The sequence below is a fragment of the Paenarthrobacter sp. NPDC091669 genome, assembly GCF_044756725.1.
Lineage (GTDB): Bacteria > Actinomycetota > Actinomycetes > Actinomycetales > Micrococcaceae > Arthrobacter > Arthrobacter bambusae_C.
In genome coordinates this window covers 123,475-147,711 of sequence record NZ_JBIVTK010000002.1, presented here as the reverse complement: position 1 = coordinate 147,711, position 24,237 = coordinate 123,475, and the positions used below count along the sequence as shown (strand labels likewise).

18 protein-coding genes are annotated in these 24,237 nt (G+C 56.9%); 7 read left to right on the top strand and 11 right to left on the bottom strand.

The features are described 5' to 3' along the window. Positions 1-27: 27 nt before the first annotated feature. Genes ACIQLI_RS03610 through pdhA form a run of 3 tightly spaced genes read right to left on the bottom strand, consistent with a single transcriptional unit; the run spans position 28 to position 3,796 of the window. Entirely contained in the window at positions 28-1,515 is a 1,488-nt protein-coding gene (locus ACIQLI_RS03610; protein ID WP_400385098.1) for a dihydrolipoamide acetyltransferase family protein, read from the bottom strand. Between the two features lie 2 nt (positions 1,516-1,517). Further along, a complete protein-coding gene (locus ACIQLI_RS03605) occupies positions 1,518-2,606 on the bottom strand; it encodes an alpha-ketoacid dehydrogenase subunit beta (protein WP_142938199.1) in 1,089 nt (362 codons plus the stop codon). Continuing rightward, complete coding sequence (gene pdhA / locus ACIQLI_RS03600; RefSeq protein ID WP_400385094.1) at positions 2,603-3,796, bottom strand: pyruvate dehydrogenase (acetyl-transferring) E1 component subunit alpha; 1,194 nt, start codon at positions 3,794-3,796, stop codon at positions 2,603-2,605. The genes ACIQLI_RS03605 and pdhA overlap by 4 nt, the downstream gene beginning before the upstream one ends. 171 nt (positions 3,797-3,967) lie before the next feature. On the opposite strand from pdhA, the gene ACIQLI_RS03595 reads away from it, so the two are divergent. The 7 genes from ACIQLI_RS03595 (at position 3,968) to ACIQLI_RS03565 (ending at position 13,678) form a co-directional block, all read left to right on the top strand. Continuing rightward, positions 3,968-4,432, top strand: a complete 465-nt coding sequence (locus ACIQLI_RS03595; protein WP_280623364.1) for an Lrp/AsnC family transcriptional regulator — start codon at positions 3,968-3,970, stop codon at positions 4,430-4,432. Between the two features lie 60 nt (positions 4,433-4,492). Then, on the top strand, positions 4,493-5,065 hold the full coding sequence (locus ACIQLI_RS03590; protein WP_400385091.1) for a YdcF family protein: 573 nt from the start codon (positions 4,493-4,495) through the stop codon (positions 5,063-5,065). Between the two features lie 212 nt (positions 5,066-5,277). Continuing rightward, the gene (locus ACIQLI_RS03585; RefSeq protein ID WP_400385088.1) at positions 5,278-6,924 is read left to right on the top strand and encodes a hypothetical protein; all 1,647 of its coding nucleotides are present in this window, start codon (positions 5,278-5,280) and stop codon (positions 6,922-6,924) included. A gap of 308 nt (positions 6,925-7,232) precedes the next feature. Next, positions 7,233-7,457, top strand: coding sequence for a hypothetical protein (locus ACIQLI_RS03580; RefSeq protein WP_400385086.1), 225 nt, complete (start codon positions 7,233-7,235; stop codon positions 7,455-7,457). 89 nt (positions 7,458-7,546) lie between these two features. Continuing rightward, the gene (wecB, locus tag ACIQLI_RS03575; protein ID WP_400385083.1) at positions 7,547-8,707 is read left to right on the top strand and encodes a non-hydrolyzing UDP-N-acetylglucosamine 2-epimerase; all 1,161 of its coding nucleotides are present in this window, start codon (positions 7,547-7,549) and stop codon (positions 8,705-8,707) included. A gap of 75 nt (positions 8,708-8,782) precedes the next feature. Further along, positions 8,783-11,701, top strand: coding sequence for a glycosyltransferase (locus ACIQLI_RS03570; protein ID WP_400385080.1), 2,919 nt, complete (start codon positions 8,783-8,785; stop codon positions 11,699-11,701). 42 nt (positions 11,702-11,743) lie between these two features. Further along, positions 11,744-13,678: a glycosyltransferase gene (locus tag ACIQLI_RS03565; RefSeq protein WP_400385077.1), complete on the top strand. Its 1,935-nt coding sequence runs from the start codon at positions 11,744-11,746 to the stop codon at positions 13,676-13,678. A gap of 341 nt (positions 13,679-14,019) precedes the next feature. On the opposite strand, the gene ACIQLI_RS03560 is transcribed toward ACIQLI_RS03565, so the two are convergent. The 8 genes from ACIQLI_RS03560 to ACIQLI_RS03525 all read right to left on the bottom strand — a co-directional run bounded on the left by ACIQLI_RS03560 (position 14,020) and on the right by ACIQLI_RS03525 (position 24,234). Further along, positions 14,020-14,736, bottom strand: a complete 717-nt coding sequence (locus ACIQLI_RS03560; RefSeq protein ID WP_400385074.1) for an SGNH/GDSL hydrolase family protein — start codon at positions 14,734-14,736, stop codon at positions 14,020-14,022. A gap of 352 nt (positions 14,737-15,088) precedes the next feature. Then, the gene (locus tag ACIQLI_RS03555) at positions 15,089-16,066 is read right to left on the bottom strand and encodes an FkbM family methyltransferase (RefSeq protein WP_400385071.1); all 978 of its coding nucleotides are present in this window, start codon (positions 16,064-16,066) and stop codon (positions 15,089-15,091) included. A gap of 187 nt (positions 16,067-16,253) precedes the next feature. After that, entirely contained in the window at positions 16,254-17,540 is a 1,287-nt protein-coding gene (gene wecC, locus ACIQLI_RS03550) for a UDP-N-acetyl-D-mannosamine dehydrogenase (RefSeq protein ID WP_400385068.1), read from the bottom strand. 16 nt (positions 17,541-17,556) lie between these two features. After that, the gene (locus tag ACIQLI_RS03545; protein ID WP_400385065.1) at positions 17,557-19,341 is read right to left on the bottom strand and encodes a glycosyltransferase; all 1,785 of its coding nucleotides are present in this window, start codon (positions 19,339-19,341) and stop codon (positions 17,557-17,559) included. A 100-nt stretch (positions 19,342-19,441) separates the two neighbouring features. After that, positions 19,442-20,338 (bottom strand): ABC transporter ATP-binding protein, encoded by an 897-nt coding sequence (locus tag ACIQLI_RS03540; protein ID WP_400385062.1) that lies wholly within the window; start codon positions 20,336-20,338, stop codon positions 19,442-19,444. Further along, positions 20,325-21,212, bottom strand: coding sequence for an ABC transporter permease (locus ACIQLI_RS03535; RefSeq protein WP_400385060.1), 888 nt, complete (start codon positions 21,210-21,212; stop codon positions 20,325-20,327). The genes ACIQLI_RS03540 and ACIQLI_RS03535 overlap by 14 nt, the downstream gene beginning before the upstream one ends. After that, positions 21,212-22,963 carry a glycosyltransferase family 4 protein gene (locus tag ACIQLI_RS03530; RefSeq protein ID WP_400385057.1) on the bottom strand — a complete coding sequence of 584 codons (1,752 nt, stop codon included), beginning with the start codon at positions 22,961-22,963 and terminating at the stop codon, positions 21,212-21,214. Before ACIQLI_RS03530 ends, ACIQLI_RS03535 begins: the two co-directional genes overlap by 1 nt. Next, positions 22,960-24,234 carry a glycosyltransferase family 4 protein gene (locus ACIQLI_RS03525; RefSeq protein ID WP_400385054.1) on the bottom strand — a complete coding sequence of 425 codons (1,275 nt, stop codon included), beginning with the start codon at positions 24,232-24,234 and terminating at the stop codon, positions 22,960-22,962. Before ACIQLI_RS03525 ends, ACIQLI_RS03530 begins: the two co-directional genes overlap by 4 nt. Positions 24,235-24,237 lie beyond the last annotated feature (3 nt).

Sequence of the window (24,237 nt, the reverse complement as noted above, 5' to 3'; positions counted from 1 at the left end):
CGCGGGATGTGAGAGAGGGTGCGGGGGTTACATGTCCGCGAGCGCTCCACCCGGGTTCTCGATGGCGTCAGCCACGTATCGGAGGAAACCGGCCGCGGTTTCGCCGTCGCACACGCGGTGGTCGAAGGCCAAGGTCAGTTCGGTGACCTTGCGGACGGCCAGCTCACCGTTGACCACCCATGGCTTATCAATGATGCGACCCACACCCAGCATCGCTACCTCGGGGTAGTTGATGATCGCTGCGGAACCATCCACGCCGAACACACCGTAGTTGTTGAGCGTGAAGGTGCCCGAGCCCAGTTCTGTGGGGGTCGCCTTTCCGTCACGCGCGACGGCGGTGAGTCGGCGGATCTCTGCGTCCAGTTCGCGGGCACTCAGCTCATGTGCATTCCGCACGGACGGGACCACGAGTCCGCGGTCGGTCTGGGCGGCGAAGCCGAGGTTGATGCCGTCGAAACCGACGATCTCTTGCGAGCCGTCCGACGCAGTTTCAAAGCGCGTGTTCAGAGCCGGGTATTTTTTTAACCCAGCCGTGACAAAGCGAGCAATGAAGGCCAGCAAACCAGGGGTATCGTGCGGTGCACGCTTCTTCAGCTCGGCCCGCATTTCCAGCAAGGCGGTAGCGTCCACGTCCACCCACACCGTGGCTTCGGGGATCTCCGAACGGCTTCGGGTCATGTTCGCGGCCACAGCCTTGCGGACCCCACGAACAGGCGTCCGTGCCGAGACAGCCAAACCAGTCCGGCCGTCGACTGCGCCCGCATCAACAGAAGCGGGTACCGGAGTAGGAGCCGAGGCAGGAACAGCAACGGAAGGAGAAGTAATCGCCGCCTCCACATCCCGGCGCATGATCAGCCCACTGGAACCGGAACCCTCAATCGCGTCGAGGGAAACCCCATGGTCGCGCGCCATCTTCCGCACGAGCGGAGAGATGACAGCACTGAGCTTGCCAGGGATGCGCGTCCCCGCCACAGCCGGCTCCATCGCCGGCTCAGGGGAAGGCTCAGCAGCGGGCTCAGCCACGGAAACGGCGGAAGCACCGACGCCGACACTCGCCTTCCGCGGACGCGTCCGGCCACTGGTCGCTCCCCCTGGCGTACCGTACCCAATCAGTACGTTGCCGGAGCCGGCCTTCTCTTCCGTCCGGTAGGTCTCGGCAGCAGCTTCCACGGCCGGCGAAACGTCAAGGCCCGAGGACACCGGCGAAGGATCAACAGAACCAGCCGGAGCAGGAACAGGATCGGCAGCGGGCGCAGCCGCCGAAGAACCAGCGCGAGCAATCGAGATCAGCGGCTTGCCGACGTCGAGCGTTTGACCGGCTTCACCGTGCAGCTCGGCAACGGTGCCGGCGTAAGGCGAGGGCACCTCAACCATGGACTTGGCGGTCTCAACCTCGGCGATGGGCTGGTCAACCACAATCTCGTCGCCCACGGCAACGAGCCAGTTCACCAGTTCGGCCTCGGTGAGGCCTTCCCCCAGGTCGGGCAGTTTGAAAACCTGCATATCTGAGCTCATGGTCAGTCCTCCCATTGAAGGTCGTCGACGGCGTCGAGGATGCGGTCGACGCTTGGCAGGTAGTAGTGCTCCAGCTTGGGAGACGGGAACGGGACGTCGAAGCCGGTCACACGGAGGATCGGCGCGGCGAGGTAGTGGAACGCACGCTCCTGGACGCGGGCCACGATTTCGGAGGACACGGACGCGAATCCATGGGCTTCGGCAATCACGACGGCGCGTCCAGTCTTGCGCACGGACGCGCAGACGGTTTCATCATCGAAGGGGACGAGAGTACGGACGTCGATGACTTCCAGCGAGCGTCCTTCTTCTGCGGCGGCCGCTGCTGCGGCGAGCGCGGTAGGGACAGACGGGCCATAGGCGATGAGTGTCGCGTCCGTGCCGGGACGGGCAACGGCTGCGCGGCCCTCGGTGGAGGTACCGGCGTCGTGCTCTGCTCGGAGGGCGCCCAGGTCCACCTGGTCCTTGGACCAGTAGAGCTTCTTGGGTTCCATGAACATCACGGGGTCATCGGAGTCGATGGCTTCGCGGAGCATCCGGTAACCGTCGGCCACGGTGGCCGGGGTGTAGACCTTCAGGCCGGCGGTGTGCGCGTAGTAGGACTCGGAAGAGTCGCAGTGGTGCTCCACTCCCCCAATGCCGCCGGCGTAGGGAACACGGATGACCATGGGCATTTTGAGCTTGCCCTTGGTGCGGTTGTGCATTTTGGCGACGTGGCTGACGATCTGTTCGAAGGCCGGGTAGGCGAACGCGTCGAACTGCATCTCGATGACGGGGCGCATGCCGTTGATGGCCATACCCACGGCCATACCGACGATGCCGGACTCGGCCAGCGGGGTGTCGAAGCAGCGTTGTTCGCCGAATTCGGCCATGAGTCCGTCGGTGATGCGGAAGACGCCACCCAACATGCCGACATCCTCGCCGAAGACCAGGACGGAGGAATCGGCGCGCATGGCATCGGCCATGGCGGTGTTGAGCGCTTTGGCCATGGTGAGGCTCTGCGGGCCGGTGGCTTCGGCAGTGGCCGCGGCGGACGCGGCGGCGCTGGCGGTGGCTGCGCTGACGTTTCCGTTAACGGTGGTGGTGACGGTCATTTTGCGCTCTCCTCTCGTGCGAGTTCGCTGGCGAGCAGTTCGGACTGTTCTTTCAGCTGCGGCGTTTGCTTGGCGAAGACGTACTTGAAGAGGTCCAGGGGCTGGACCGGGACATCCTCGCCCAGGCCCTCGCGGAGCTGGGTGGCGACGTCTTCTGCGTGCGCAGCAATCCTGTTGCCTGCCTCTTCGTCCAGCAGCCCCTTGTCCGTGAGGTACGACTTCATGCGCGCCAGCGGATCCTTGGCCTGCCATTCGGCGACTTCGCTGTCCGGACGGTAGCGGGTGGCGTCGTCGGCGTTGGTGTGGGCCTGCATGCGGTAGGTGTGGGCCTCGATCAGGAGCGGTCCTGATCCTTCGCGGGCCAGCTTCACCGCTCGGTCCATCACGGCGAGCAGTGCGACCAGGTCGTTGCCGTCGACGCGCTCACCGGCCATGCCGTAGCCCACAGCCTTGTGGGCCAGCGACGGCGCCACGGACTGGTGGCTGAGCGGTACGGAGATGGCGTACTTGTTGTTCTGCACGAAGAAGATGACAGGCAGGTGGAAAACTGCAGCGAAGTTCAGGGCCTCGTGGAAGTCGCCTTCGCTGGTGGCGCCGTCGCCACACATGGCCATCACTACCGTGTTTTCACCGCGCAGCTTGGCGGCATGGGCCACACCGACGGCGTGAAGCAGCTGCGTGGTCAGAGGGGTGCACTGGATGCCGACGTTGCGCTCTGTGGGGTCGTACCCGCCGTGCCAGTCGCCGCGGAAGATGGTCATCACCTCAACGGGGTCCACCCCGCGGGTCATGACGGCGACGGCGTCGCGGTACGTGGGGAACAGCCAGTCACCTTCGCTGAGGCACATGGCAGCTGCAACCTGGCAGGCTTCCTGGCCGTGGCTTGAGGGGTAGACGGCCATACGGCCCTGCCGGACCAGTGCCGAGTTCTGGTCGTTGACGCGACGTCCGACGACGAGTTGCTCGTAAGCGGCCATCAATTCAGCATCGCTGGGCGTGGGGTACTCGTGGCCAGGCTCGGTGCCCTGCTCGTCATGGGAGCGGAGGGTGCCGTCCGGGTTCACCATTTGGATCTGGTGCCGGGCGGGGAGCATGTAGTCCTCAACGCTGATGCCGAATTTTGTCCGAACGTCAGCAGCGTGGTCCTCTACAGCCGTTTCCGGCGCAGAGTGGTCTGCGTGGATCGTCATTGGTCCGTCCTTCTCTAGCCACTATGTGCTTCCAGTATGTTCCCCAGCCTTGTTTCGTATCCAGCTTTCGGCTGAATCATGGAAGCCCTTTTCTGGAATGGGTATTCTGGAAGACAAATTGCAATTGTGAGCTGGGTAACTTGCCCGTGCTGTAGACGAATTGGAGAGCCAGTGAGCGAGGCCGAGGCGGAGCAGACCGCCGTACCGCTGGACAGTGTGGACCGGGACATCATCCGCGAGCTGACCACCGATGGGCGCATGTCCGTCACCCAGGTGGCTGAGAACGTGCACATCAGCCGCGCCCACGCCTATACAAGGATTGCCCGCCTCACGGGCGAAGGTGTGCTGACCAAGTTCACGGCCTTGGTGGATCCCATCAAGGCAGGCCTTCGGTCATCGGCCTACGTGACGTTGAAAGTTCAGCAGCACTCGTGGCGCGAACTCAAGGAACAGCTGCGCGCGATTCCCGAAATTCACCACATCGCCCTGGTGGGCGGAGACTTCGACGTCATCCTTTTGGTTCGGGCAACTGACAACATCCACCTCCGGCGTGTGATCTTCGACCAATTGCAGTCCATGGACGGAGTGCAGGATACCCAGACTTTCCTTGTCTTTGAGGATGTTGACACCCGGTAGACGCCCGGGGCAGCCCTTTGCTGGGAGGAAGCACCCATTTGGGAACCTTAGACTGTCCCCGTGCCCCTCAAAACTGCCTCCGCCACGCATGTCATTGGCGTGGTTGCGGCGGCGTGCCTCTTGGCAGCGTTGCTCTGGCTGATCGCGGCCTTTCAGTTCTTCTACAACCCTCCGGAGGCAACGCCTCACCGCACGGATGCGATCGTGGTGCTGGGCGGAATGAGCAAGGAGCGTTTGCCTGTGGCTCAAAAGCTCCAGCGGGAACTGGGCATTCCCATGCTGGTGGTCTCTACGACTGGCTTGGCCGGCAACGCGGAGGGTGATGCGCTGTGCGATGAGGAGTCGGGTGATTCCAAACTTGTGTGCTTCCGCCCTTCACCGCTGAATACCAGAGGCGAGGCTGACGCTTTGCGGGGGCTGATTGCCGACCATGGTTGGAAGTCCGTGACGGTGGTGACATCCGAGTATCACGTGATGCGCGCGGGCACACTGATCGGCCAATGCACATCCGCCGAGGTCCAGATGGTTGGGTCCCAGCCGGACCTCTCAACTGGAGCTTGGATGGACCGGTTCGTGGTGGAAACAGGTGGGTTGATCGACACGTGGATGCGACCGGAGTGCACTTCCAGCTAAATGAGTAATACTCCTGCGGAGCCTGATCCGATATGACAACACTGGTAGGACCGCTGTCGATTCAGCGAACTGAGTTGTCAAGGTGCACGGAAAATTTTGTAGTTTTTTTGGTCGCTTGAAGATTCTTGTCAAGCTATTGAGTTTTGGGGATGCAGCAAGCCATCCTTTTTCCATAGGTCCAAGGTCTCACACTACGAGCCCAAGGATCCATCGTGGAAAAATTCAGATCTGAGTCCTCCACCCCCAACGCCACTCGTGCAAGGCATTTCATAGCCAGCCTGCTCGCCGCCTTTGTCCTGGTGATTGGTTTCCTTCACGGACCAATTGCGCAAGCAGCGCCAGCCCCGGTATATCCCATTAGCGGCTACTTCATATTTGGCAGCACGAACGACGCCGCCAATATGTCGAAGCTAACGGACATCAAGTCAGTGGGCGGGGATACTGTCATCACGTTCGGTTCGCAGATCAAACCTGCGACATCTGCCGCCAATCCAGCCGGGTGCTCCATCTCTGGCGTCAATTGCGTGGCGGCAGCCACAGCGGGAATCAGCGTAAATCGCTACTTCACATACACCGACGGCAACTCCTGGGGTGCTCCGTCCCTTGCGTGTCCGCGCGACAAGACCGCAACCAGCGGGACAACCGTATACACCATCATGGTCATCCCCACACAAGGCACCGGCTGCACATCATCGAACAACTCGTATGACGTCGTGATTATTACCAGCGGGACTGCATCAATCTCCGTGTCAGTGGCTAAAGCGGCTACAACGCTCGGGATGAAGTTCTACGCCGGCATGCCCGCACCCATCAAAAGGACAGACGTCACATACCTTGCGGATCTTTCCTACGAATCGACCTTGTCAAACTTCACTAATCGATTCCTTCAGTTTCAAGGGAAGGTCAACAACGTTGCCGGCCTGGTGGGCTACTACCACCACACTGAGATGCCCGTTGCCGCTGGAGCGATTTGGGACTCCATACTTTCCGTCTACCGACTGCAAAATGCCGCAATCAAGAAGCTGCAACCGACACGTTCAGCACTGATCAGCCCCTATCTGGATACTCGAATGTCGAACACTGGCCGAGTCACAGTCGACAACGCGCGTGCCGGCATAGCTAAGATGGCCGGGACAGCGAACGGGGTCAAGCTCGCAATCGCCGTACAAGACGGGATGGGAACAGGCAAGACAGGTTCCTATTTCGGCCATGAAAGCGGCTCCAACGTAGACCAGTTTGCCGCCTCGATAGTCGGCAGCGGCACCTGGGGCAGCAAGTATGCCGCACCCAACCGCGAGTACTTCCTTGCAATGTCGGAAGGCATTCAAGGAACCGGAGCAGAGCTCTGGGCCAATATGGAGGGCATGGCACCGGGCACAAGCCAAAACCCTTGCGACAACCAATTCCGAGGCCAGAGCTCTAAAGCCCGTCACGACCGCCAACTGCAACAGATCGGGAACTACCCCGTGAAAATCATCTCGTACATGTGGGATCCGTTCTTCACGTGCACTGGAACTTGGGCGCCCATGCTTGACCAGATGAAGGCCAAAAGCATGACCCCTGTGATCACGGACTCCATCTTTTATGGGAATGGCGATGTGCTCGTGACCGGTCAGAATCTCAGTGGTGGCACCATCCAGGTGAAGTGGACCGACACGTACGGCCGGGTCTTCGACAAGACCGTTACGGCTGCAAGCTACAACCCCTCCTACGGCAAACAACTCGGCATGAACCCACGTCTGGAATCCGTGACGGCCAAGCTAGGCAGCACGACCCTAGGCTCGGGGAAGTACGTGTATATCAACGTCACTAATAGTTCGGGCATGAAAAACGACGCACCATACTCCGACCGAGGCTGACAACCAAAAAATGGGGGCCGGCACTCGTGTGCCGGCCCCCATTTTCAAGTGCCACCGCTCCGTGCCGGAGCAGCGATAAGCCAGACCGTGAACCCTGCAGATACCTCGACCCAGTCAAACAAATGTTCTCGGAAGCCCTCAGATGCAAGAATTGAGCAGGGCCCTGTTTCATCTGGACGCAGCATAGGAGTTAAGTAGTGACGGATACTGTCGGACAACCGGTGGTGCTTTCACCCTCTCCTCGGCACATGCGCAAGCGGCGCTTCTTGGGGGACGTCCCGCCTTCCCAAGTGCCAGGACATAGCACCTTGTCCCAACCTGCACAGCTGCCGCCCTCGGCTGAGGAACCTCCGCACACGCAGCCAAAAGAAACCGTGACGGCAGCGCCACCTTCACCCGTCCCCGAGAAGAAGTCGGGGGCAAAGCTAAAAAAAGCAACGCTTGCCCAGAAACGACTGATTGCCCTTGTAGTTGTGATCCTCGTCTCCATCAGCATCCCCTTGCTGGTTCTGACCTTGATGTTTGCAGGCTGAGCGGCCTTCTTCGTCATACACAATTGATCACCTCGATTGACTGTGCGATAGCATCGGCTGGTCAGCCATTGCCTTTCCCGGGGGAATCCATGCCCAGCGTCATGCCTATTTTCGGTACTCGTCCGGAAGCCATCAAGATGGCTCCAATCGTCACCGCCCTTCAGCAGTCTCCCGACTTCGACTGCGTGGTGACTGTCACTGGTCAACACCGGGAGATGCTCGACCAAGTCAACGAACTCTTCGGCATCGTTCCGGATCACGACCTCAACATCCTTCAGCAGCGACAGTCTCTCTCCGCGATCATGACCAGGACCATCGATGGCCTGGACAAGTTGTTCTCAGACAACAAGCCCGACGCGGTCATTGTCCAGGGTGACACCACCACATCGACGGCAGGGGCGATCGCAGCCTTCTACCATGGCATCCCCGTGGTCCACGTTGAGGCAGGGCTGCGAAGCGGTGATCTACTCTCCCCGTTCCCGGAGGAGGCAAACCGCAAGATCACCAGCCAAATTGCCAGCCTGCATCTCGCACCGACGAGCACCAGCAAGGCCAACCTCTTGGCGGAGGGGATCCGGGAGCGCGACATCGTTGTTACGGGCAACACTGTGATCGACGCGTTGCTCACTACTGTTGACAAAAACGTTCCGTTCTCCGATCCCCAGCTGGAAGAATTGGCAGCCAGCGGCCGGAAAATTCTCTTGGTAACCACGCACCGCCGCGAAAACCAGGGCGACGCCATGCGCGGAGTTGGCCGAGCCTTGGCACGCATCGCAGATGCTGAACCCGACCTCGTAATAGTGCTCCCGGCTCACAAGAATCCAGTAGTCCGGGAAGCAGTTCTGCCTGCAATCGATGGGAAGCCAAACGTCATCGTCACTGAGCCGTTGGCTTACGGAGAGTTCACTCGAATGCTGTCCATTGCTCATATTGTGCTCACGGACTCCGGAGGAGTTCAGGAAGAAGCACCCAGCTTAGGCAAGCCGGTGCTGGTCATGCGTGACAATACAGAACGACCAGAGGCTGTACACGCCGGCACCGTAACTCTGATCGGGACAGACGAAGAAAAGATTGTCAAGGAAGTAGACCGCCTCCTCAACCAGCAGGACGCATTCGACGCCATGGCTAACGCAGTTAACCCCTACGGTGATGGTAAAGCCGCCGAACGGACCGTAGCGGCCGTGGCCGAACTTCTCGGCGTAGGACTCCGCGTTTCAGAATTCGTGAGCGACGTCGAGCCAGCTCTCTAAACGTCCCGGTACTGTCCCCGGGTACCTTAGCCGCCAGTAAGGTCACTCCCCTAACTCAGAAAATGGAGTCCAGCGTTGCTACGCAAACTCTTTGATCGTCCGGCTGCACCTCAGACCATCTGGACCAACCACGAGCCGGCTCAGCCTCGCTCCTCTCTCCTTATTGACTCGGGCAAAGTGCCGACCGAGCATGTCATGCTGCGCAAAAAGGCATACGAGGTACGGTTTCAAGTCGTTCCAGGCTCTGAAGTAACAGCGACTTTCCAGACTATTTCCGATCCCAGTCAGCATGAAACCAAAGCTGGGATTATCTGGGTGAAGTTCATTGACAAGCACGGCAACGAAGTTGCTAGCAGGGGACGCATCAGCAAGGGACCACAAGGCTACTACGTCTACATAGTGCCCGATGCGTTAAGTGCCGGCGAGGCAAAGCTGTTTATCCCCGAAGATTGTACTGAAGTAGTGCTGGGTTTCGCGCTTTGGAAGGGCTACCCAGGAAGCCTTTCGTTGGGAAACAGTGTTTCCGTACATCACAGTGTTCTGCCGCTCTTTCCGGAATTAGCAGAACGCGATGCTGACAACCTGCGGGGACACCGCATCGTGCTTTCCTCGAACCATGAACCGAGTTCCGCAATCGGTCTTCAGGCAGAGCCCCTCTGGATTAATGTGTCGGTGCTCGAGGTCAAACACTTCAGAGTCCAGGCGCAGCTTCCAGGCAGCAAACAGTGCCGGCTTGGAGATGCAGTATTGCTGTTCAGGTTTGCTGACAAAAATGGAGACGAGGTCGGAAGCCTTACTGACATTCCCAGGGGCCTCAATGGAGAGTATGTCTACATTCAACCTGACGCCGATGGACAGTTCTCATTTGAGGTACACGCTCCAGCTGACTGTGTCAGCGTTCGAATGGGATTTGCCGCTTGGAAAGCTAAGCCAGGATCGCTGCAAATCCTCAACGCAGTCGAGTTCAACGAACTGACCGCAGAGTCCGCCAACGAACTCCGGCCGGGATTCGGGCCCCCACAGTCAAAGTCGGCAGCACTGCAATTTGATCGCCTCCACGAACTCGGCGCTCGAGTACCCGTCACTGAACGAGCTCGTTGGGCGCGCATTCCAATCACACATATTAAGGGGCCTCAGCTCAGGGTCAAGTTTGAAGTCGAACCTAAGGTAGCGGGTCTAACCCCAAAGAGCGGTCTGACGCTCATCGAGTTCGCCGACATTGACGGCGGCAGAATTCCCGTGGCGGAACTTGCGACCTCCGAGGAACATGGCGAATTCAAGTACATCGACGGGCGGCAACGGCACGACGTTTCGTTAACGCTGAACATTCCCAAAAATGCTACAGAGATTCGCGTGGGAACGATGCTGTGGGCGGCGGTGCCGGATCAGTTGTTCACCAGCAACCAAATCTGGGTCGAAGCACTTGAAGACAAGAAACCCGAGCCGGCCAAAGCGGGTGCAGGTTCCAAACCTGCTTCCTTCGCGACGAGTGGACAGGCCGTTGCGGCCTTGGATCAGCCCCGACGGGCCAAGGATCTAAAGGTTGCTTTGATAGCCGACGAGTTCACTTACAACTGTTTCAAGTACGAGTTCACCCCCATCATCTTCGAGCCTCAAAACTGGCGGGAACGTTTCGAATCCAATCGACCCGATCTATTCCTTTGCGAATCCGCTTGGTCCGGGACGGACAGCGTGACACGCCCTTGGAAGGGCCGTATTTACGCGAGTTCCAACTTTGCCCGTGAGAACAGGACCGAGCTTCTCGAGATACTCGCCTGGTGTAATCAAGAGAAAATCCCTACTGTCTTTTGGAACAAAGAAGACCCCACTCACTTTGATGACAAGATCCACAACTTCATCGATACAGCAATACTGTTTGACCATGTCTTCACCACAGACCTGACATGTGTTCCCAGGTATGAGGAAGAATACGATCACCCCAGTGTTCACTGCCTCCCCTTCGCGACCCAGCCGAAACTCTTCAACCCCCGCGAATCGGCGCCCCGGGCTGAAGGGGTGTCGTTTGCCGGTAGCTGGTACGCCAACCATGCGGAACGTTCGACCGAAATGACTGTTATTTTTGAACAGATCCTTGAGGCTGGACTCGATCTACGAATTTTTGATCGATTCTGGGGCACTGATGACGAACTCCACCTCTTCCCCGAACAGTATCGGCACCTCACCGAGCCGGCTATTCCGCACTCCGAGATAGCGAACGCTTACAAATCGACAACCCTGGGCTTGAACATCAACACCGTGACCTCATCACCAACAATGTTCGCCCGGCGTATCTTCGAACTCATGTCCTGCAACACACTCGTGGTGTCCAACTACTCTCCCGGTGTTGCGGAATTCTTCGACGGACGCATTCTCTTTGCCGGAGAAAACCACAACGATATTCTCGAGTTGGAATCCGAGCAAGCTGATTCCATCCGGCATGCCGCTCTTCACGACGTTCTTGCCAACCACACTTACCAGCGCCGGTTTGAGCAAATTCTTGATTCAATTGGTTTCGATTATGCTAAACCAAGTCAATTAGTCACTCTCGTTTGTCCTGTGGAAAATGAACACGAGCTTGTGCAAGCCATAGCTCGACAAGCAGAGTTTGCCGACATTGCCAACGGTTTGGTCATTGTCCTTGGGCAGCAATTCCAAAAGAGCGATGCGGCCTACTACCAAGCCAAGTACGGCCGATTCGGAGTGATTGTTCTTTCGTGGGCTTGGGCCACTGACGAGGTACTCGATGCTGCTACCTACGTCAGGGGCGAGGCCTTCGCACTGGTCCTGCCCGACTCAAGCGTTACAGCCACGATGATTTCGGAGGCCAGCCTTCATCTCTGCTACGCCGACGGGCCCATTGCAATTGGCGAGGATGACCCCTACCGCTTCAGTGCCGAGCACTCTGTTCGGGACATCGTCGCGCGCCCGGCTTTCTTCCAGAAAGCCGTCAAACACTACGGCCAGACCATCTCCGACAACTTTTACCTCGTCTAGAGGTTGAACGAATCATTGCGAGCCTTTGAGGATTCTCCGGTTATGAAACTCAGTATCGTCGTACCTTGTTATAACGCCGAGACCAAGATTGGTCCATGTCTAGAGTCGCTTGAACGAATCAGCCTGCCGGAGGACAGCTTCGAGGTCCTCTTCGTGGACGACTTCTCAACAGATGGGACATTGGCTCTCCTGGAACATAGAGCCGATGCACACAGCAACTGGCGTGTCGTAGCACTTGCAGCAAACAGCGGCTCTCCATCGCGTCCGCGCAATGTAGGCACGTCAAAAGCCACCGGAGAGTACGTATTCTTCCTGGACTGTGACGACGAAATACTCCCGGAAGCACTGCGCTTGCAGTTAGAGCTTGCAGAAAATGAAGATTCGGACATCGTTCGCGCTTCACTTTTCACCATCGAGCGTGGCAAGAAACCTCAGCTACTGAACCGCGTGATCGATTTCAACTTTACAGACTCACGTACTGAGAAAATTGCCAAGATCGTGCGTGACCAGAGCACAACGAACTCTTCGCTCATCCGGCGGAGTTTGCTCATTGATAATGGAATCATCTGGCCTGAACACTTACACATGGGCGAGGACACCGTATTTCTGAACAACGTATTATCAGCTTCGCAGAATATCTCCTACCTGGATGAACCAGCGATTGTCTACCATAAGTCCATTGGTTTCATCAGATCAACCACTCAGCAGTATGGCGCCCGCGAGCTAGCCTCACATCTCGAAGTATGGGAAAGTGCCGAGTCCACGCTCTCTCGCGTGGGCCTGAGCTACATGGAGATCCGTGGACATGTTTCTCTTCGAGTGGCCTTGGAATCCATCTACCGCTTTAACCGTGGTGATATCGATGCAGGGCTCTTCTCCAAACTCGCCCGATTAGTTCAAAACAATTGGGACTCCATCACCGAGAAGGCCTTCCGGCCTCGCATTCGAGAAACACTGGAGGTGATCAATTCAGGTAATTATGAAGCGTTCCAGCAGAACATCAAGCAACGGCTTCTCATCGCTGGAATGGATCTAAAATTCATATCGCCCGCGATCCCTGCTTTGCAGGAACACTACAGCGTCAAGCTTGACGCCTGGACAGGCCATGACGCCCACGATGCTGAGCAAAGCCAGGAACTTCTCGAGTGGGCAGACGTGATATTCTGCGAATGGCTGCTGGGCAACGCCGTTTGGTATGCACAACACAAGCGAGCCCACCAGCGACTAGTGGTACGGCTCCATCGCTTCGAACTGAACACTCGATTCGGCCATGACATCGACCAATCCAAGGTCGACTGCTTTATCTCGGTTTCCCTCCACACGAGCGAAGACATGATCCGCACCTTCAGCATGGATCGCACGAAGGTCCGGATCATACCGAACTACTTGGACGTGAATTCTTACAGGACCAGTGACGATCCCAAGAAGACCAAGCGGCTCGCGATGGTTGGCATGTTGCCGAAGTTGAAGGGCTACCACCGCGCACTCGAGCTGCTTCATTATCTTGATTCACACGGCGATTTCACGCTGACAGTTTTCGGGAAAGGCCCCCTCGACTTGCCTTGGGTCTATAAAAACCCTGTCGAGAGGGACTACTACGAGGCCTGTGATCAGTACATCTTGGACCACAACCTTTCGGATAAAGTGACCTTCTCCGGTTGGGTTGATACAAAAGAAGCGCTGGCAGATTTTGGATTTGTGTTGTCACTTTCCGATCTGGAAAGCTTCCATGTGGCTCCGGCAGAGGGTTTTGCTGCTGGGAATCAGGGCGTATTCCTACCTTGGCATGGCGTTGACTACATTTATCCAAGTGACTACATATTTGAAGATATTTTTGGGATCAGGGACTACATCCTGAAGAACCAAGACCTCGTCGACTTCAACCGAACTGCCGAGCTGGGACAGTCTTTCGTACGCGACAGGTACTCACTGGAAACTTTCGTATCCTTAGTGCAAGAGGCGTTGGAAGAGGTTTAGCACTCCCTGCGGCGAGCCTGCCTGAGTACGCGCTGACGGTCAACCATAGTGCTTTTCGCGGGGGCCTGGTGACGAGAGCCCCTAATTCAGAGTTTCGAAGAAGTCAGCACGGTTGAATGTGCCTGAGCCGGTCAAGGCCTCACGTGATCCGACGGGCCGGCGTGCTTCCGTTTGCGGTCGTATCCAGAAACAAAGCTAAAGACCCGCAGGTGTACCCGGCCGCCGTGAGACCCCACCGAACCTCACGGTTCATGGGTTAGCGCCGGAGTGATTCAAACCATTGGACTGGCCGCTCGGCTACGACGTAGCCGAGCGGCGTGTCTAGTTCAGTGGATGACTGGCTACTTGCTGTTCAATACACGTAATTGATCGGCAAGCCATGCGGCAAACATGCCGTGCCCTCGTTCATTCAAGTGGGTATCGTCGTAGAAAGCCGAGTGAGTATCAGAAAACGCCGCCTCGGCGTCCAAGAACGTGACTCCGCTGCTGGCCACAAAGTCCAGTACCGCCCGACGAATGTCATCCCGCCGCTTCATCAGCGCGTCGTGCTGGTCTGCTGTGACTCGCTTCGCGACAAAGGGATCATCCTCCCTGGAGGCGTTTCTGTTGGGCGACGACACCAAGATAAAGTCGATTTCAAACTCCTGAGCGGCCCAAACAGCCAAGCCCAGAATAGAAGTCAACGCCTTTGAACCCCGCGGAAGATCTGCTGCAGCCGGCTCCACGGGCGGACTGAGTGGAGCATAGCGATCTGTAGGATACCAGTAACTGCTGGGACGGAAGTAGATGGGCAAATCCGATTGAGGCAGGAAAAATATGACTCTACCGCCACGCCCGACGTGGGGAACAACCTTGTTCAAGAACACATTAAACAGCTGCAATGTGGTGGCCCCTGAGTAACCACCGTTAAGACAGCGAAAGTTTAGGCCCTCGGTTGCCAGGTGTCGCTCTACTTGGGACACAAACCGGATGTCTTCCGGGGCGTAGATGGCTTCGACAAACGAGTCGCCGAGAAAGACCAAAGGTTCGGCATCCTCCCTGACGATGTTTCCGGTCATGATGAAACCGTCATCGTCAGTTCGAACCCGCCAGGGCCCGTCACCCACAGTTCCGTCGGTTGTTTCGAAGTAGCCTTCCGGACGAGTCTTTAGACTGTCAACATTGGGCGTAGACTCCGTCAGCCTTATGGATCGGCGATCTGACACTGTGACTCCCCAAGGGTATGACGAACAACAAACCCACTGATTCTATCCCTAGGCCACCTTTGCCCTCTAATCGGATGCGACTCGTGGATCTAGTGACGAGCCATAAACGGCAGGGTTTCCTTGAAGTGGCAATTCAGACCGCCGTGGGCCCCGGCTGACGGGCCAAGGGAAGGGGGCCAGGAGGCAACTATCAGCTGGCTCAGGTTCAAACCTGGGGCTCATTGGGGCTCTGTTCTTCAGCGCCACTGGCTAGTCGCCCGGTTAGAGCCTCGACCATCGCTTCCAGCCTCTCAACGCGATCCACTAACGCTGCCTGGGCACGCGCGCCCTCTTTCGCCAATTCGTCCAAGGCCGCAGAGGGCGTCTGCGCATCGCTCAGACTCTTCACGTTGGTGTTCACAAGGCCCACGCGATAGTAAAGATCCCGTGTTGCCCAATGAGTACGAGTGAGGAGGCCCGCAGCCCTACGTTCGACCCTTGCGCGTTCAAGTGGGGTGCCTGCTGGGGCCAAAATGTAGGTAGGAGTCGCATTGAATTCTGCTACAAACGCGTAGCCTATCTCGGACGCAAACCGCTCCAAGGCCACCTGTTCAACAGAAGTAGCGGCCTCACAGGCAATTATTGGCCTGTCTCTGGAGATCAGCTTCGTGGCACCTTTCAAAACTGAGAGGTCCATGCCCTCGGCGTCCACTTTTATCAGGGACACGCGCTCCAGTATGCCCTCCAGATCGAGTGCGCTCACATCGAAGTCCCCTTCAGGAGACAGCTCAAAGGTAGTGGCACCGACATTGGATAGATCCATTTTATCCAATTTTGCTTTGGAACGGCCCTCACCCAATGCCTTACGGCGGACTTCGATGTGCTCCTGCAGGGAGTTTCTATCAACATTCCGTTGTAAGATTTCGGCAGCTAAAGGCAGTGGCTCAAATGAAATCACCTGAGCCCCGCAGACCGCGGCGAAGTAGAGACTGTGGTTGCCAATATTGGCGCCGACATCAAGAACCAGGTCTCCGGCCTTTAGGTACTGCGACAGTTCACCCAAAAATTGCCACTCATAGAAATTTTTCGATGCCTTGATCGTTGCGGCGATGTGATCACCGGCCACTGCCTCTATGGTGACTTGCTTGTCTCCATGCGCAACTAATAACGTTGTTGTTGCGATTGACTCGGGCGAACTGTCCATGACTTCTCTCATCGATGACGCTGACTGACACTAATGCAGGATTCTCTCACAACTCTCCGTTAAACCTCTGGTCCGTCTCAAGTGAGTCCAAAAGGGGAACGTTGCGGAGGAAGCCATGACGTTCTGTGTACGTCACAAGCCAAGGAAGGAAGGCACCGAAGACTAGTTCTCCGGTGCCTTCTGGAAATCACAAGGTTGTTGCAGCGGCGGCATCTGTGACAGATTCGCGCCAAATGCCTCTGGTATCAATTACCGTCTTGCCCACCAGGGAAGCCTGTGGGATTGATTTGAACTCGTCGTGATCCACCAGAACAACAACGACGTCAGCCTGCGCAATGGCGTCCTGTGTAGCCGTCAGAACAACGTTGGCCCTGCCGGCCAGGGCCTTTGGCAACTCTTCAACGTGTGGTTCGACGACCATGACATTCGCGGACGCCAATGCGTCTGCCAATGACGCTGTGATCCCGATCGCCGGCGACTCACGGAGGTCGTCAATGTTCGCCTTGAATGCCAGCCCCAGTGCTGCGATCTTCGGTTGACCGCCGTATGCCTGTACCGCACTGCGTACCTTATCGACAACCCATTCAGGCTTTGAGTCGTTGACTTCCCGCGCCGTGCGAATCAAGCGCGACTCGTCCGGCGCAGCTGCCACGATGAACCATGGGTCTACAGCAATGCAGTGCCCTCCGACGCCGGGGCCAGGCTGAAGGATGTTAACCCGGGGGTGGTGATTGGCCAGTCGGATCAGTTCCCAGACGTCAATACCCAGCTTGTCGCTGATAACGGAAAGTTCATTTGCGAAGGCGATGTTTACATCTCGATAGGAGTTCTCGACCAGTTTGGCCATCTCCGCGGTTACGTCATCGGTAACCAGTATCTCCCCTTGGCAGAAGACGGAATAGAGCTCTTTGGCCAGTTCCGCCGCCTCGGTCGTGATACCGCCGACGATGCGGTCATTCGTGACGAGTTCAATCATGACTCGGCCAGGAAGAACTCGTTCCGGGCAGTGCGCGAAGTGCACGACCGGAGCACCATCGGCGCCATCCAACGAAAGATCGGGCCTAAGCGCCAGGATGTAATCTGCCAGGTGTCTCGTAGCACGAGGCGGAGACGTAGATTCAAGAATGACCAACTCATCGCCTTTGAGCTGCGGCGCAATTCCTCGTGCCGCTGCTTCGATGTAGCTGAGGTCCGCAGAGCGATCAGCCAAGAAAGGTGTCGGTACAGCCACTATGTAGGCGTCTGCAGACGGAGTTTCAGTTGTGGCGCGCAAGTTTCCCTGGCTCACAGCTCCCGCTACGTGAACACCAAGATCCGGTTCAACGAAAGGAACCTCGCCTCGGTTCACTGCGTCCACGGTATTGCTATTTACGTCTACCCCGATAACGCTGAGTCCGTTTGTAGCCAAAATCGCGGCGGTCGGCAACCCGATGTAGCCGAGTCCGATTACAGCTACCGTTTTAATCGATGACAATTTCTTCCCCTATTAATTAAACAGTGATGTGTTCTTTGGGATCTCCAAAGAACTTGATTTCGCCTGAGGCTGCCAGTTCATCGTCAGATGCATTCCACGTGTGCCCTTCCACCTCACGCATCTGACAGAAGTTGAACCGATCGGCAGCGTAAATGGAACCACCTGACGAGGTGACCGCCTTCAGGAAGGCAGTATCCTCTCCCCGATTCAGGGCCTCAAATGGGTGAGCTTCGAAGACCTCACGTCGCGCAGTGATAGTCGGTCCCATCACAAATCGGCTATATGAGTGCTCCTTATGGGCCATCCGAAGAACAGTCATCCCCGTGGACTTCAGATGCATGTGGTGCGCATGCTTCCCCACAATGTCCGCATTTGAGTAGTCCAGTGCATACAACAGGTCAGCCAGGTAGTGAGGACCGTAGTAGTCGTCATCGTCCATTTTCGTCAGGACCGACCCCGATGAAGCCTCCACGCACAAGTTCAGGCACTCTCCCAATGACACGTCACGATCCCGCGACAACAGCCTGTAACGGAGAACACCGTGTTGCTGTGCCAGTTCATGCACACGGTCAAGGGGCACTTCAAACCCGTGAGTCAGCAGGACGAGCTCTACATCAACTCCGATTTGACTGCCAACAGTTGCAAATACATGCTCCAGCTGATTCGGACGAATAGTCGATACCAATGCACTCACCCTGGGAAGGTCAACAGACCTGGTGAGGTGCGGCAGCACAGATGAAACTACAGCCTCTGCCCTGTGCGCATAGGTGTTTTCCGACCAAACCCTCCGCTGGCCCTTGTGCACCACACGATCATTGAGCTCCGGGCTCCGTGACAGCATACGGATCTGAAAGGCCGCTTGATCCCGGGAGTTAGCCACAAGCACTTCATCTGGCGCGAAGAACTGCCCGATAGCCGCGCTGGGAGTGGAAACTACAGGCGTACCACATGCCGTTATCTCAAATATTCTCCGGGCACACATACTTGGAGAATCCACCACAGAGTTAACGTTCAAAAAGACCTTATACGCACGGTAGGCCGTGAGCATGCGCTTGTAGTCCAAGCTTCCGACAACATGCTGATCGAATGGCACCGGAAACTGATAGTTCGGGTCCCCGCCAAGTTGACGTGAAAAAATCTCGAGCGTTGGCCCCCCCTGGGTGGAGGCGTCTTTGGCCGCGTTGAGTAGTAGGTCCATTTGTTGACGCCGCTCAGGATACTTGTGGGCGAAGTACATACCTGCAAACGCGACCCCCCGTGAGTGCCTCGAATCACCGATTCTCATGGGATTGTGAATTGCTGGCTGGGCCGCAAAGGCAAGCGCCGCGATCCTCTCGTGGCCAAGATCCCTGATGTAGCTCGAAATCCGTTCCGAGTCGCTGGTGAAGACCATGTCGAAGAGGCGTGCTGCCGGCAGAAAATCCTCATAATGCGGAGGGTCCTCCTTGTTCCAAAACACAGTGGGAACTTCTTGTTCTCGGCACCAGCTCATGAGTTCGAGGAATTCGCGCTTCGGGCCGGATGCTCCCATTAGCTGGTACTGCCAAGAACCACCGTTGCCATTCCAAGCAGATTCGACAAAGAGAAAGTCAATTTTATTCTCGGCAAGCTGCTTCGTCCAATCCTCTCTACGAAGATGAACGAGGTTCCACTCAAAAGCAAAGGCTGCAGTCGAAAAATCATCCAGAATAACACCAACGGTAAGATCCGAGCGTCGTGGTGAACGGTCCGGGATCCGATGGGGTCCAAAAATTGGCGGTCCTGATTTGTTGGCAGACCCCAAGGGACCAGACACATTCATGTTGTCTATTCTTCTGCGGCGGAGCCACTCATTGAGTTGGCCAGGGCCCCCTCTACGAAGATGCCATAACGCCTTACGCACGCCTTCGAGAGCGACCATATCAGCGCCCCTCCATTCTGCGTCCACTGGCGCGCTCAAGAACTTGGGTTGCCACTAAATTAGCGCGAGCTTGGTCCTTTATCTTTCCGGCGGTGATGTTATTTCCCTTTGAAAGGTGGGAAGAAAACTCCTCATACAGCTGGGTGGTCTCCTTTGGATCACCATCCATAATAAGCTCTCCTTTATCCAGCCAAATTACACGACTGCACATGGTTTGAATTGTGTAGAGGCTGTGACTAACTATGAAGACACATCCAGCTTGCGCCCTAAGTTCATCCATTCTCGCCTTGCTGCGAGTAGCGAACTGGGCATCACCGGTATTCAAGGCCTCATCAACCAGGAGAATTTCGGGATTGACAGCTGCAGCGATCGCAAAGCGGAGGCGCGACGACATGCCGGAAGAATAGCCTTTCATCGGAAGATAAATGGCTGAATCCAGACCCGAAACTTCGACGATACTGTCAAACCGCTCATCGATCTGATCCATGTCCATACCCATGGCAAGGCATCCAAGAACGACGTTCTGATCGCCCGAGAGCTCTGGTACCAAGGCTGCATGCACCCCCAAAAGGACGGGAGTGCTTGAGGCAAACACCGCACCATGAGTAGGCGCCATCTGGCCGCTAATCAGCTTCATCATCGTGCTCTTACCCGAACCATTGCGCCCGATGATTCCTACGGATTCCCCGCGTTCAACGACTAGAGAAATTTCTTTAAGCGCACTGACTGTCACGAGATTGGATTGGCGGAAGACTTTGCGAAGAGCACCTTTGAAACCTCTGCGGCTCGCCGTTGTTGTTCGCCCGTCCGACGATGGGACCTTGTAGGTCATACGGACCTTGTCTACAACCACACACGGCGGCCCATCCAAGAAAACAGTCTGATCAGTCTCGACCATAGCTCTCCTCCCCTTGCCAGAAGAATACGAATCCGACTATCAAGGCCGTCAACGCAACGACGGCCAGACTGGCCCAGGATTCCCACGACGGAACGGTGTCGTAAAGGACACAGCTTCGGACGATGTCGATAACGTTGAATAATGGATTGAACTTGAGTATCGCCAGCAATGCGGGTTCGTGAATAAAGCGCTCGTAGGAGTAAAATACGGCGGAAGCGTACATCCATGCGCGGATTGCGAAAGGTATCAAGTGGGTTACGTCGTGAACCATGGAGATGATTCGGGCGAGTATCATTCCTATACCGAGGTTGAATATTCCCTGTAGAATAACGGCAGGAATAACCAACAACCACAACCATGAGATTTTTTCGGCAGGTGGAATCAGAATGATCAGCAGAAGCATACCTATGATCAACGGTACCGAGGAAAGAATTTCCCGGATATTGGCACCGATCGGTAAGGCTGCACGCGGGAAATTGAATGCCTGAACTACAGACTTCCCGTTTCGGATGGATCGCGAACCTTCGGTAATCGCTCCTGCGCTGAATTGGAACATGAATATTCCAACGATGAGGTATCCGATGAAATTATCTATTCCGCCACTTGTGTTGAGCAGCAATCCAAAAATGAGGTAGTACGTTAACCCGTTGAAGACGGGGTTCAGCAAAAGCCATGCGCTGCCCAGCCGGTCTTTTCGTGTCCCCGTCTGAACACGCGCCCGTGCATCATAAAAAATGAACTGCCGATACTCCCACAACTGAACCAAGTAATCAAGAAATCCTGGCCTGGATCCAACCCGTGAGAGTTTCCGCATGTCAACGGATAGGGGCTGAATGGAAGCTGGCGGCGGTAGCTTTGCCTTCTTTGCCGACATCAACTCACCCTCCTCTTATAGTTAGACGCCAAAGTTTCGTAAGCTTGGCCGTACGCACGAGCGTTGGCCTGCCACGTCCTCGTGGCTAGTACATATTCTCTGCCCGCGGAACCCAACCGCCGGCGCAAACCTTCATCCTCCAGCAGCTCACGCAAGACTTCCGCCAGGCGACCAGGGTCCTCAGCTTTGCTCACCCTGCCGTTGACGCCGTCGAACACTATCTCACGCAGAGCGTCGAGATCACTGACCACAACCGGGCGGCCAGAGGCGAGGGCCTCCACCGGTTTCAGGGGCGTTACTGCACGAGTAACGGCTGAATCTTTACGAGGAACCACAAAGACATCCAACGCCGCGTGGTAGAGGCGTGCTTGCTCCGGTTTAACCCGGCCGGTGAAAATCGTGCGGTCCGACAGCCCTAACCGCCGCACCTGGTCGCGGAGAGCAGGAGCTGCCGTGCCGTCACCCACCAAGACCAGCTTCAACTTTGGCAGTCCCGGGGCCAGCAGCGCAAATGATGTGACGAGGTCGTCGAGACCCTCGTAGCCGACCAGGCTACTGACCGTTCCTATGAAGAGGTCGCTTGGTTCAAGTCCGAGCGCCCGCCGAGCATCGCGGTGATCCAGAGGATCTTCTAGATACCCGCCCCCAACAGCATTGGGGCTGATCAGTATTTTTTCGTCTGGAATACCCATTGCAGCTATGTTTCGTTTCATGGACTCACCGAGGGTCACCACAAGGTCAGCTGCACGCATCACCTCCGCTTCACGCGTGGTGAAAAGTTTGTACCGTTGGCTGTTCCGCGCCGCTTCATCGCGAGTGGAAGCCCATGTGTCCGCGAGTTGTCCTCTGACCTCGTAGACCCAGGGAATATCTAAAGCTCTGGCAACCTCACCCGCCACAATGCCATTTACGAAGTGGGTAGTGGTGTGAATGACTGACGGCCTGAATCGCCTCGCCAGAGTGAGGAGTCCAGAGGCCTGTTGTTGCAACCGCCCCTCCATGGTCGTGGCCATGTCGCTTGGCAGGATCCGCTCGTAACGGATCCCATCCACCACATCCTTGCTTCTTGCAGTGAGCGTCCCAATCTGAACGGGATAGCCCAGGCGAGTAACAGCCAAGGTTTCCCAGTCTTGTTCCTGCTGTGCGGTCAGGATGGAGTGTGTACGCCGAGAGTAGCCGCTCCCGGTATGCGGCACCGAGTTGGTCAAAAGGTGAAGTACCCGGCGGGGTTCCGTGGCTACCACGGTGGACTGGAGTGCTGGCTTCCAGCCCTTGAACACGTTCAATTCAGACTCGAGTCGCAGACGTTGTTTAGCCATGCTGCCTGGCTGCTCCTGAAGAGCCTTAAGAGCGCCGCTCATGTCGCCGTCGTACCACTTACGCCTTGCCACCGTGGCCGCAACGCGCGAAGAACTGCCAGCCCGCTCCAGCAGAACGCCGGCCCAACTGGTAGAGCCGGCCGCAACCGCCACTTCTGCGGCCATTCGGGCACGTTCTCCCTCCACACCGTCGGACAGCAATTTCTCAAAACGACGGTTTAGTCCGGCTTCCGATCCAGCTGCGTGGCTCGCCAAAAGAAATAGCGGATGCCCAGACAATGGGGCCAAGGAAGCGACGACACGTGCAAGCGGCTGAACAAATCTTGCCGGCAACTTCCTGAGGACTTGAAGTACCAGGACGAACGGCGCCTCGGATACATGCTCCGACACCACGCCGGCAGCAAGCCTTATATTGCGAAAAAGTTGGATCACTTAACTGACTTCCGGCCGGCAACCTGTTCAGGACGAACCAGCCCAGAGATCACGTCCATGTACTTAACCGCCAACTGTGCGTAGTCAGCGTTATCGCGCACCCATTCGCGTCCGCTGGCACCGGAGGCCAGTCGACTGCGATCCGAGGCCAACTCTCGCCACAGCTGGGCCACTGCCTCTGGATTTGCGGGTACAACATCTCCCCCGCCAGCCTCGATAATGATGCGTTCCGCTTCCCCTCGCACAATGGCCGTGACATGCCGCCCAATTGCAAGAACCTCGTACGTTTTGGAGGGAACTGTTGTCTCGAACGACTTCCAGTCGTCACGAAGGGACACTATGCATGTGTCAGCTTCGCGGTATTTTTCAACCACCTCCGGCCCCTGTAGAGAGGGAAAGAAGGTCACTGGTGCATTGAGTTCTCGAGCCAATTTCACAAGTTGCGGACGCGTGGTGCCGTGCCCAACGAGCGTCAGCTGAAAACCGTCACCCAGAAGTGCGCTGGCGCGGATCAATATGTCCAGTCGTTGGCTCTTGCCATGATTGCCCAGATACAAGGCGCGAAAGACCCCGCGCTCCAACGACGGCGGATCCAAGAACGGTATCGAGTTCAAATCAAGCCCGTTGCTTACGGTAACCACGTTTTTCAAGCCACGTTCACGCAATGTTTCCGCGAAGCCTTCTGTAACCGTCACGACAAGATCGGCCCGTTGTTGCACGAACTCCACAACACGTTCCACCAGGCTCTTTACGCTGCCCTGAACCATCCGTGCGTCCCGGGCCAGATCGGGCCAGGCATCCCGCATCTCCACGATAAAGGGGACTCGTCGTAACTTGGAAAGCACGTACCCTGTGGCCAGCGTAGGGAGACTCGGCGCGGTTGCAAGGATCGCGTTGGGTTTCCTTCCTCCCATGCCGACTGGAACAGAGACGACGGCGGAAAATAGTTGATCGACGAAGCGCGCCAAGGACGACGTGCCTAAATGTCGCAAGTACGGAACGCGTCGGATGGTTTCCCCGTGCGGTCCACGATGATACGAGAAGGCAAGGCCGGCTTCTCTGCGGGGCAAATTCCGGCGACCGTTCGGATAGTGCGCCACAGGAGCGACAACATCGACGTCCCATCCTGCCCTGCGGAATTCCCGGGTTAAGGACAGCCAGCGTCGCTGCGGGGGGCTGTGCTCGGGCCAGTAGGAGTGCGTGAGGACCATGAGACGCATCGGCAATGCAGGATTTTCAGCAGCATTGTCCCCGGCGAGGGAGTTGGGCATGCG